This window comes from Thauera butanivorans NBRC 103042, assembly GCF_001591165.1.
Classification (GTDB): Bacteria; Pseudomonadota; Gammaproteobacteria; order Burkholderiales; family Rhodocyclaceae; genus Thauera; species Thauera butanivorans.
In genome coordinates this window covers 1-8,995 of record NZ_BCUG01000094.1, presented here as the reverse complement: position 1 = coordinate 8,995, position 8,995 = coordinate 1, and the positions used below count along the sequence as shown (strand labels likewise).

The following is an 8,995-nucleotide window of genomic DNA, read 5'->3' as shown; positions in this document are numbered from 1 at the left end:
CAGTTGAATCCATCTCGTCCTCCTTTTCCTCGCCCCCGATGCGGCGCGGCGGAACCGCGCAGGCGCTTCCGTCACGCCGCATGCTTTCGGCTGCCGATGGGGGCGTGGTGGAAAAGCGCGGCCCGGCCCTGAACACGGGCATCGGCGGCGCGCACTGGGGTCCGACCGCTTATTTGACGAGCGACCACTTGCCGTTGACGACCTCGATCAGCACGACCGCCTTCGGGTCGTAGCCACCGTGATCCTCGGCGCTCAAGGTGTAGGTGCCATTGACGCCAACCAGGCCGGAGGTGCTTTCGAGGGCGTTGCGGATCCCTTCACGGAACTCCGGGGTACCCGGCTTGGCGGTCTTGACCGCTTCCTTCATGGCGTTCTCGAGCAGCAGCCAGGCGTCCCAGGCGGCGCCGGCGAAGGTCGAGCGCGAGTCGGCGCCGAGCTTGCCTTCGAGTTGCTGCAGGAAGGCGACGCCAGCGGCCTTGTTGGGATGGCCGTCGGCCAGCTGTTCGGCCACCAGCACCGGCGCGACCGGCAGGCGGGCGCCTTCGACGTTCTTGCCGCCCAGGCGCAGGAACTCGCGGTTCGCTACCGCGTGCGACTGGTAGATCGGGCCCTTGTAGCCGCGCTCGCGCAGCGTGCTCTGGGGCAGGGCCGCCGGGGTGCCCGAGCCGCCGACGAAGACCGCGTCCGGACGGGCGGACATCACCTTGAGGGTCTGGCCGGTGACCGAGGTGTCGGTGCGGGCGTAGCGCTCGGTGGCGACGATCTTGATGCCGGCAGCCTGGGTGGTCTCGGTCAGCGCCTTCAGCAGCAGCTCGCCCCAGGAGTCGGAGAAGCCGATGAAGCCGACCGTCTTGACGCCCTTGGCCTTCATGTCCTCGACCACGCGGCCGACCATGATGTCGGCGGTGGGTTCGACGCGGAAGGCCCAGGCGCGCTTGTCGGCGGCGGGGTCGATCGGCGCGATCGACAGCATCGGCACCCTGGTCTCGTTGGCGACGTCGACCATCGCCATGCCGTTGGTGATCAGGTTGGGGCCGATGATGGCGTCGACCTTGTTCTCGCCGACCAGCTTGCGGGTGTTCTTGACCGCGTTGGTCGGGTCGGTGGCGTCGTCCAGCACGACGTAGTTAATCTTTTCGCCGCCCAGGGTGGCGGGCATGAGTTCGAGCGCCTTGCGCGTCTCGGCGCCGAGCGAGGCGGCCGGGCCGGTGAGCGAGAACACGACGCCGACGTTGATGTCGGCGACGGCGTGGCCGGCCGACAGGGCGAGGGCGATGGCAGCGAGTTGGGTCTTGATGCGTAGCTTCATTTTCATCTCCTGGTCTCTCTGATTGTCAGGATGTTGCGTTGTATGGCGAAGGTGCGTCGTGGGTGATTCGGGGTTCAGCGGGAGCGGCCGCTGAGGGCGCCGAAGCCGGCGATCCACTCCGGGATCTCGCGGTAGTAGCGTTCCTCGGCCTGCCAGGCGCCGGCGCAGGCGGCGTCCATCGCGGCCACCGCCGCGACCCAGGTCTTGGCCTCGTGCGCCGAGCCGCCGGCGTCGGCGGTGATGTCGGCGTTGCGGTAGGCGTCGATCGCCGCCCAGTCGCGCGCGGCGAGCCGTTCCATGAGCTTGCGGTCCCACTCGGCGTTGAGCGGATGCAAGGTGCTGGTGCCGGCGGTGAAGGCTTCGGCGGCGGCGATCGTGCGCGCCTGGCGGGCGGCACGGGCTTCGGGCGAAGGGTTGCGGTTGTCGATCAGGCGGGCGATGACTTCCGGATCGGTCGCAGTCGCCATCTGCGGCACCGGCGGGTTGTGCGACAGGCCGCCGGAGCCGATGAACAGCGCGCGCTGGCCCCGCGCGCGGGCGAAGCGGCCGACAGCCTCGCCGAGCAGGCGGGCGCGCTGGAAGCTCACCACCGGCGGCGCCACCGAGTTGATGAAGATCGGCACCACCGGGTAGCGATCGAGCGCGCCGGTGAGCTCTTCGAGCGGCTGGGCGCAGCCGTGGTCGACCTGCATGCGGTACGAGAAGCCGAGGTCGATGCCGGCATCGACCACCGCCTGGGCGCAGGCTTCGGCCAGCGTGCGCGGCACGTTCAGCGGCCCGGCGGAGGACTGGTAGTCACCCACCGACTCGGCCGCCATGCCGATGCAGAACTGCGGCATCAGGTCGAGGAAGAAGCCGTTGAGGTGATCGGGCCAGAACAGGTAGATCACCTCGGGGCCGAAGGCCTCGACCTCCGCGCGCAGGGTATCGACCAGCCCGGCCACTTCCTTGACGATGGCGGCCTCGGGGTCGAAGCAGCCTTTCAGCGGGGTGTGCGAGAGGCACTGCAGGCGCGCTTGCATCAGGCGGCTCCCTTGCCCACGTTCAGGCCCATCTTGTCGGCGACCTGGGCGAGCAGCTCGTTGATCCTGACCGGGTAGGCGAGGCCGGCGACGAAGCGGTCCGGGCGGATCACCGCCACCGCGCCCCGATGGCTGCCGAACCACTCCTTGAGGCGCATCTGCTCGTCGCCGACGACGATGGCGTCGGGGCCGATCGCCTGCTCGCGGTGGATCTGCACCACCGGTTTGACGGTGATGATGCGCCCGCCGAGCGCGGCCAGGATGTCGCGGCTCTTCTGGTTGAGCCAGAAGCTGGGATCCACGCCCCAGCACACCAGCGCGAAGCCGCTGCCCATGACGTCGTCGAGCAGCTTGACCTCGCCGTCGCGGGTGCGCACTTTGGGCTGGATGAAGAGCCTGCCGACCGGCGAATTCCTGCCCACGCGCGTGGCCGGCATCAGGCGGCCGAGCAGCGGGGTCTTGCGCGCCAGTTGGCAGAGCAACTGCTTGACGCCGGGCTCGGTGTCGATCTCGGCTTCGGAGACGACCAGGCCGGTCTCGTACCTGGGCATCGGCTTGAAGCGCATCTCGGTAAAGTAGCGCTTGGCCGGCGGCACCAGGTTGAGCACCCAGGTGGCGAAGTCGCGCGCGGCGACCACCGCCGGGTTGCGCGGCGAGAAGATGCGGCCGGCGGTCACCGACAGGTCGATCATCGCCTTGGCGTGCGGCGGACGCTCGAGCTGGTAGGTGTCGAGCAGCTTCTCGGAGGCGATGCCCTTGACCACGTAGGCCAGCTTCCAGCCCAGGTTGGCGGCGTCGCGCATGCCGGTGTTGTAGCCCTGGCCCTGCCACACCGGCATGATGTGCGCAGCGTCGCCGGCGAGCATCACGCGGCCCACTTTCCAGCGCTCGGCGATGCGCGCGTTGTGGGTGTAGACGCGCTTGCGGATGTAGTCCAGGCTGGTGGCATCGACGCCCGGCGGCAGCACCTTCGCCATCAGCATCGCCATGTTGTGCGGCTGGGTCATTTCCTCTTCGTTTTCGTTCTCGAAGATCATGAACTCGAAGCGGCGGATCGAGTCGGGCAGGGCGACCGACACATACGGACGCGAGGGATCGCAGTGCATGTAGATGTTGGGAATGCCGAGCGGGTCGTTGCGCACGTCCACCACCAGCCACTTGGAAGTGTCGGTGAAGCCGCCGAAGCCGACGTTGAGCGCGGTGCGGATCGGGCTGCGGCCGCCGTCGCTGCCGACCAGCCAGCGCGTGCGCAGGGTGTAGACCGTGCCGTCGCTGCGCTTGACGTCGAGGCTGACGCCGTCGGTATCCTGTTCGAAGCGCAGCACGTCGCTACCCAGGCGTACGTCGACGTTGTCGAAGCGCTCGAGGCCGTCGAGCAGCACGCGGTCGACCAGCGGCTGGTTGAAGGCGTTGCGGCGCGACCAGCCGAATTCGTCGGTGCGCGGCTCGATCGAGGCGAAGCAGCGCCCGCTCTTGGTGACGAAGCGCATCCAGTGGTGGGGGGTCAGATGCGGCAGCACCGCCTCGGCCATGCCGATGCCCTGCAGCGTGCGCAGGCACTCGTCGTCCATGCCGACGGCACGCGGGTAGTCGATCAGCTCGTCGCCGCGCTCGAGCAGGATGGCCTTGACGCCGTGCAGGCCGAGCATGCTGGTGATGGCGAGGCCGACCGGGCCGGCGCCGGCGACGACGACGTCGGCATCGAAGCGGGTGTTTTCGTTCATGTTGCAGACTCCTGAGGTGCGGGGCTGCGCTGGATCGCCGTTTTTCCGGGCGATGCGCGTCGGATGGTTCGGGTAAGAAATATTCTTTATGCTACGATTAGTTGGGCAGAGTCTAAAAATTCTTGAACCTCTGGACAAAAACACTTCGATCACCGTCCACAGGGCGCACAACATTGTTTGTAAAGGGTTTTATCGCATGAGACCTGATACGGGCGCCGACTATGGGGCCGTGCGCAGCCTTGCCCGCGGGCTGGATCTGCTGCGAGTGCTGAACCGGCACGACAAGGGGCGCGCCTCGCTCGCGCAGCTTGCCGCCGGCACCGGGCTGCACCGCACGACGGTGCGCCGGCTGCTGGAGACGCTGATCGAAGAGGGCTATGTGAAGCGCAGCGCGTCGGACGACCGCTACGTGCTGACCTTGAATGTCCGCGCCTTGTCGGAAGGCTTCAAGGACGAGGAGCGCATCTCGATGGTGTCCGGCCCGGTGCTCGCCCAGTTGCTGCAGCAGGTGCGCTGGCCGTCGGACCTATGCACGCCCGACGGCGGCTCGATGCTGATCCGCGAATCGACGCACCGCTTCAGCTCGCTGTCCTTCAACCGCGCGATGGTGGGCGAGCGCCTGCCGATGCTGCTGACCGCGGCCGGGCGCGCCTATTTCTGCTATTGCGCCGACGCCGAGCGCGAGGCCCTGCTGGTGCTGCTGCGCCGCGACCCGGTGCAGGCTGCGCTGGCCAGCGACGAGAGGTTCATCGCCAACCTGCTCGAGCAGACGCGCAGCCGCGGCTACAGCTCGAACGAGGGCGACTGGAGCGCGGAACGCAAGATCGGCGCGATCGCGGTGCCGGTGTTCCAGAGCGGCAAGGTGATCGCGAGCATCAACGTGATCTACCTCGTGCGCGCGGTCTCGCATGCCGAGGCGGCCGCGCGCTACCTGCCGGCGCTGGTCGAGTCGGCGCGCCATCTGGAAGCGGCGCTGAACGAGCCGGAGGCATGAGGCGCCAGCCATGCGCCAAGGCGATTTCCTGGCAGATGGCCAAGCCCGGTCCCGCCCCGTAATCCCGCCGATGGTCGCACTTCGGCTTGGATCGAATGGTTCACCAAGGCACCACAGGGCCGAATTGTTGACCTGAGATGCCTGATTTCGAGGGCCTGCCGGACGTGGTGTTCTTTCTCGATGCGGAGCTCGGAAGAATCCGGGCGGAACGCAATGCAGCCGACGTACGCATATTCCTGCAGCGTGCCCCCGCGACTGGATTTTCACCTCCTATCACGAGCACGCCACGCGGTTGAAGGTACGCGAATTGCTGTACGCGGAGCTTGGGCGAACGCGGGAAGATGTTCCGGGCAAGCTCCACATGTCCTCGCGCACCGTGATCCGCAGGTTGCAGGACGAAGGGCTGTCGTTTCAGGGTATCAAGGACGAGCTGCGCAGGGATCTGGCCATCCTGAACCTCACGCACCAGGACGTCTCGCTGGCCGAGATTTCTTACTCATTGGGGTTCAGCTCTCCCGCCGTTTTCCACCGCGCCTTTCGCCACTGGACCGGCATGACGCCAAGGGGCTATCGGGCCGTCCAACAGAAACTGCGTGGCGCGAATATGGAGGTTGAAGGCTAGGCCGCAACAAGCAGATACAATCGCTGTTCCCGGACCCGCAAGAATGCGCCGGAAGAGATCCGCGCGGAACGGAGTTCGCTCACGCCGGCAGGCCGCCCATTCCGACTGGCGCCTGCCGGAGGATCGAAATGCCGATCCGCGGGTCGAAGGGGCTGAAGCGCGCCCGTGGCTTGCGCGCCGTTTCCAGATGAAGAGGGACCATGCAGATCGTATTGATAAGCGGCTTGTCGGGGTCGGGCAAGAGCATTGCGCTCAACGTGCTGGAGGATGCCGGCTACTACGTCGTGGATAACCTGCCGGCGGCGCTGCTGCCGCAACTGGTGACGCACCTGCGTGGCGGAGGCTGGGCGCGCGCGGCGATCGCGGTCGACATGCGCTCGGGCGCGAGCATCGCGGCCTTGCCGAGCCAGGTCGAGCAACTGCGCGATACGGTCTCGGACCTGCGTTTCATCTTCCTCGACGCGCGCGACGACACGCTGATCGCGCGCTTTTCCGAGACGCGCCGCCGCCACCCGCTGGCGGGCGACGGCGTCACCGTGGAAGAGGCGATCAAGCGCGAGCGCGATGCGCTGGCGCAGATCGCCGAACTGGCCCATCGCATCGACACCAGCGATCTGCACCCGAACACGCTGCGTGCCTGGGTCAAGGATTTCATCCGGGTCGAGGAAAGCCAGGGGCTGACGCTGATGTTCGAGTCCTTCGGCTTCAAGTACGGCATCCCGCTGGATGCCGACCTGGTGTTCGACGTCCGCTGCCTGCCCAACCCGTACTACGATCCGCGCCTGCGGCCGCTGACCGGATGCGACGAGCCGGTCAAGGAGTTCCTGCGCAAGATCCCCGAAGTCACCCGCATGAGCGAGGACATCCGCCGCTTCATCGCCAACTGGCTGCCGGCCTACATGCGTGACAATCGCAGCTATCTGACGGTGGCGATCGGTTGCACCGGTGGGCAGCACCGCTCGGTCTATATCGCCGAATGGCTGGCGGACTGCTTCCGCGACCAGCTCAGCGTGATCGTTCGCCACCGCTCCGCAGCGCGGCGGGCGGCGGATCGCGGCGCCGCGGCAGTGCATGCGCCGGTGGCCGAAAAACAGCCGTGAGCTTCCCGCTTGCCGCCTGGCGGGCGCTGCTGCGGCCGGGCGACGTGCTGATCGCGGCTGCCGGCCTTGCCGTGTGCGTCCATGCCGCGGCGGTACTGTGGCAGGGCGGGCGGCCCGAAACTGCGGTGGTGCGTGCCGGCGGCAAGGTCGTGGCCGAGGTCGCGCTGTCGGCGCCGCGGGTGGTCGAAGTGGCAGGGCCGCTCGGCACCACGCGCATCGAAATCCAGCCCGGCCGCGCGCGCGTCGCCGCGGACCCTGGCCCGCGGCAGTATTGCGTGCGCCAGGGCTGGTTGACCCAGGCCGGCGCGGTGGCGATCTGCGCACCGAACGAAGTCAGCCTCAGCCTGACCGGCCGTGGGGCCGACTATGACTCACTCAACTATTGAACTCCTTCCTTCGCCGAAGGACCGCCGCATCGCGCGCCATGCGGCGGCGGCGATCGTGCTGACCGTGGCCGAGGCGGCGATTCCGCTGCCCCTGCCGGGGGTCAAGCCCGGATTGGCGAACATCGTCACCCTGATCGTGCTGGCACGCTGGGGCTGGCGCGAAGCCGTATGGGTGGCTTTGCTGCGGGTCTTCGCCGGCAGCCTGCTGCTGGGCCAGTTCCTTGCGCCGGGGTTTTTCCTGAGCCTGTCCGGCGCGCTCGCCAGCCTGGTGGTGCTGGGACTGGCGATGCATCTGCCGCGGCACTGGTTCGGCCCGGTCAGCCACAGCATTCTGGCGGCATTCGCGCATATCGGTGCGCAACTGGTGGTGGCGCGGCTGTGGCTGGTGCCGCACGACGGGGTGTTCTACCTCGTGCCGGTGTTTGCGCTGGCCGCGGTGGTGTTCGGCCTGGTCAACGGCCTGGTGGCGGCACGGCTGCTGGAAGAGCTTGGCGGCGGGACGCCGGGAGACGACAAGGGCAAGGAGGCCGTGCGGCCTGCTTGAGCCGGGAGCCGGCGTTCCTCCGGCGGCTGGAGTGCTGGCCGCAGGAGGAACGCTGGTCCCTGGAACGTCCGGGCGCCTGCCTGCGTCCAATCCGCATTGCGAAGTGCCGCGAGCGGGTGGGGCGAAGCATGAAGGGGCGCTGGAGGAAATACCTGTCGGCCTTGCTGGCGGCGATCTGCGGCATTGCCTTCGGCTGGTTTGCCGGCCTCGGCGTGGCGCGCGCCGAGGCCGGCCGTGTGACGGCGGGCGCCCCTGCCACCCATGCGGCCGAGGCGCCCGCTGGCGATCACAGCTTGGCCGAGAACCACTCCAGCAGGCGCTTCCAGCCGTCTTCCGCTTCAGTCTGGCGATAGCTCGGCCGATAGTCGGCATGGAAGGCGTGGGGCGCGTCGGGATAGACGATGATCTCGCTCGGCTTGCCGGCCGCATCGATGGCGGCGCGCATGGCTTCGACGTCGTCGAGCGGGATGCCCTGGTCCTGGCCGCCGTAGAGGCCGAGCACCGGCGCGTGGAGCTGCGCGGCGACGTCGATCGGATGCGCCGGTTGGTTGTCCGAAGGGGCGCCGTCCAGCCGGCCATACCAGGCGACGCCGGCCTTGAGCTTCGGGTTGTGCGCGGCGTACAGCCAGGTGATGCGCCCGCCCCAGCAGAAACCCGTGATCGCCAGCCGCGACGCGTCGCCGCCCTTCGTCGCGGCCCACTCGGCGCAGGCGTCGAGATCGGCCATGACCTGGGCGTCCGACACCTTGGGCACGATGGACGACAGGATGTCGGCGACGTTTTCGAGCTTGGATGGGTCGCCCTGGCGGAAGAACAGCTCCGGCGCGATGGCCAGGTAGCCTTGCTTGGCCAGGCGGCGGCAGACGTCGCGGATGTGCTCGTGTACGCCGAAGATTTCCTGTATCACCAGCACCACCGGCAGTTTGTCGCTCCCGGCGACGCGGGCGAAGTACACCGGCAATTTGCCGTCGGCAGTCTGGACGGTGCTCGTGCCGGCGTCCAGGCCTCGTGCATCGGTGCTGATCACCGTGCTTGCCTGGACCGGGAGCACGGCAAGGGCGAAGCCGGTGGCGGCGATCGTCGTGACGAAGCCGCGGCGGTCCACCCGCGCGGCAGGCAGCAGGCTGTCGAACTCGGTCGTCGAGGTGTCGTGTGCATCCATCTTCATCTCCATCCGTGGGGGTGTGATTCGTGTGCAGCCCTGTGATGACATCCGCAGCGAGGGTGATGTTCCCATGTCGTTCGATGCAGGTACAGGCCGTTGCGAGCGGATGCCGGCGTCAACGAAAAATCT

The 8,995-nt window shown here is 67.9% G+C and carries 9 protein-coding genes; 5 read left to right on the top strand and 4 right to left on the bottom strand.

Going from position 1 to position 8,995, the window contains the following annotated elements; all coding sequences use genetic code 11:
* Positions 1-169 precede the first annotated feature (169 nt).
* The 3 genes from TBU01S_RS21960 to mhpA all read right to left on the bottom strand — a co-directional run bounded on the left by TBU01S_RS21960 (position 170) and on the right by mhpA (position 4,055).
* Positions 170-1,309, bottom strand: a complete 1,140-nt coding sequence (locus tag TBU01S_RS21960) for an ABC transporter substrate-binding protein (RefSeq protein WP_068639622.1) — start codon at positions 1,307-1,309, stop codon at positions 170-172.
* 74 nt (positions 1,310-1,383) lie between these two features.
* Positions 1,384-2,331: a 3-carboxyethylcatechol 2,3-dioxygenase gene (locus TBU01S_RS21955; RefSeq protein ID WP_068639621.1), complete on the bottom strand. Its 948-nt coding sequence runs from the start codon at positions 2,329-2,331 to the stop codon at positions 1,384-1,386.
* A complete protein-coding gene (mhpA, locus tag TBU01S_RS21950; RefSeq protein ID WP_068639620.1) occupies positions 2,331-4,055 on the bottom strand; it encodes a bifunctional 3-(3-hydroxy-phenyl)propionate/3-hydroxycinnamic acid hydroxylase MhpA in 1,725 nt (574 codons plus the stop codon). The genes TBU01S_RS21955 and mhpA overlap by 1 nt, the downstream gene beginning before the upstream one ends.
* A gap of 196 nt (positions 4,056-4,251) precedes the next feature.
* On the opposite strand from mhpA, the gene TBU01S_RS21945 reads away from it, so the two are divergent.
* The 5 genes from TBU01S_RS21945 (at position 4,252) to TBU01S_RS21925 (ending at position 7,701) form a co-directional block, all read left to right on the top strand.
* Positions 4,252-5,049, top strand: a complete 798-nt coding sequence (locus TBU01S_RS21945) for a DNA-binding transcriptional regulator (RefSeq protein ID WP_068639619.1) — start codon at positions 4,252-4,254, stop codon at positions 5,047-5,049.
* 361 nt (positions 5,050-5,410) lie between these two features.
* A complete protein-coding gene (locus TBU01S_RS24930) occupies positions 5,411-5,671 on the top strand; it encodes a helix-turn-helix transcriptional regulator (protein WP_245651015.1) in 261 nt (86 codons plus the stop codon).
* Positions 5,672-5,871: 200 nt separating this feature from the next.
* Positions 5,872-6,771 carry an RNase adapter RapZ gene (rapZ, locus tag TBU01S_RS21935; RefSeq protein WP_068639618.1) on the top strand — a complete coding sequence of 300 codons (900 nt, stop codon included), beginning with the start codon at positions 5,872-5,874 and terminating at the stop codon, positions 6,769-6,771.
* Positions 6,768-7,157, top strand: coding sequence for a NusG domain II-containing protein (locus TBU01S_RS21930; RefSeq protein WP_068639617.1), 390 nt, complete (start codon positions 6,768-6,770; stop codon positions 7,155-7,157). The genes rapZ and TBU01S_RS21930 overlap by 4 nt, the downstream gene beginning before the upstream one ends.
* Positions 7,138-7,701 (top strand): Gx transporter family protein, encoded by a 564-nt coding sequence (locus TBU01S_RS21925; protein WP_174524567.1) that lies wholly within the window; start codon positions 7,138-7,140, stop codon positions 7,699-7,701. Before TBU01S_RS21930 ends, TBU01S_RS21925 begins: the two co-directional genes overlap by 20 nt.
* Positions 7,702-7,987: 286 nt before the next feature.
* Here TBU01S_RS21925 and TBU01S_RS21920 read toward each other — a convergent pair whose 3' ends face one another.
* Positions 7,988-8,863: a dienelactone hydrolase family protein gene (locus TBU01S_RS21920; protein ID WP_068639623.1), complete on the bottom strand. Its 876-nt coding sequence runs from the start codon at positions 8,861-8,863 to the stop codon at positions 7,988-7,990.
* Between the last annotated feature and the right edge of the window lie 132 nt (positions 8,864-8,995).

What these genes read in the sequence shown, in the direction of transcription:
- TBU01S_RS21960 (WP_068639622.1), bottom strand. Translation starts at nt 1,309, where the DNA reads ATGAAGCTACGCATCAAGACCCAACTCGCTGCCATCGCCCTCGCCCTG.
- mhpA (WP_068639620.1), bottom strand. Translation starts at nt 4,055, where the DNA reads ATGAACGAAAACACCCGCTTCGATGCCGACGTCGTCGTCGCCGGCGCC.
- rapZ (WP_068639618.1), top strand. Translation starts at nt 5,872, where the DNA reads ATGCAGATCGTATTGATAAGCGGCTTGTCGGGGTCGGGCAAGAGCATT.
- TBU01S_RS21920 (WP_068639623.1), bottom strand. Translation starts at nt 8,863, where the DNA reads ATGGATGCACACGACACCTCGACGACCGAGTTCGACAGCCTGCTGCCT.
- TBU01S_RS21955 (WP_068639621.1), bottom strand. Translation starts at nt 2,331, where the DNA reads ATGCAAGCGCGCCTGCAGTGCCTCTCGCACACCCCGCTGAAAGGCTGC.
- TBU01S_RS21925 (WP_174524567.1), top strand. Translation starts at nt 7,138, where the DNA reads ATGACTCACTCAACTATTGAACTCCTTCCTTCGCCGAAGGACCGCCGC.
- TBU01S_RS24930 (WP_245651015.1), top strand. Translation starts at nt 5,411, where the DNA reads ATGTCCTCGCGCACCGTGATCCGCAGGTTGCAGGACGAAGGGCTGTCG.
- TBU01S_RS21945 (WP_068639619.1), top strand. Translation starts at nt 4,252, where the DNA reads ATGAGACCTGATACGGGCGCCGACTATGGGGCCGTGCGCAGCCTTGCC.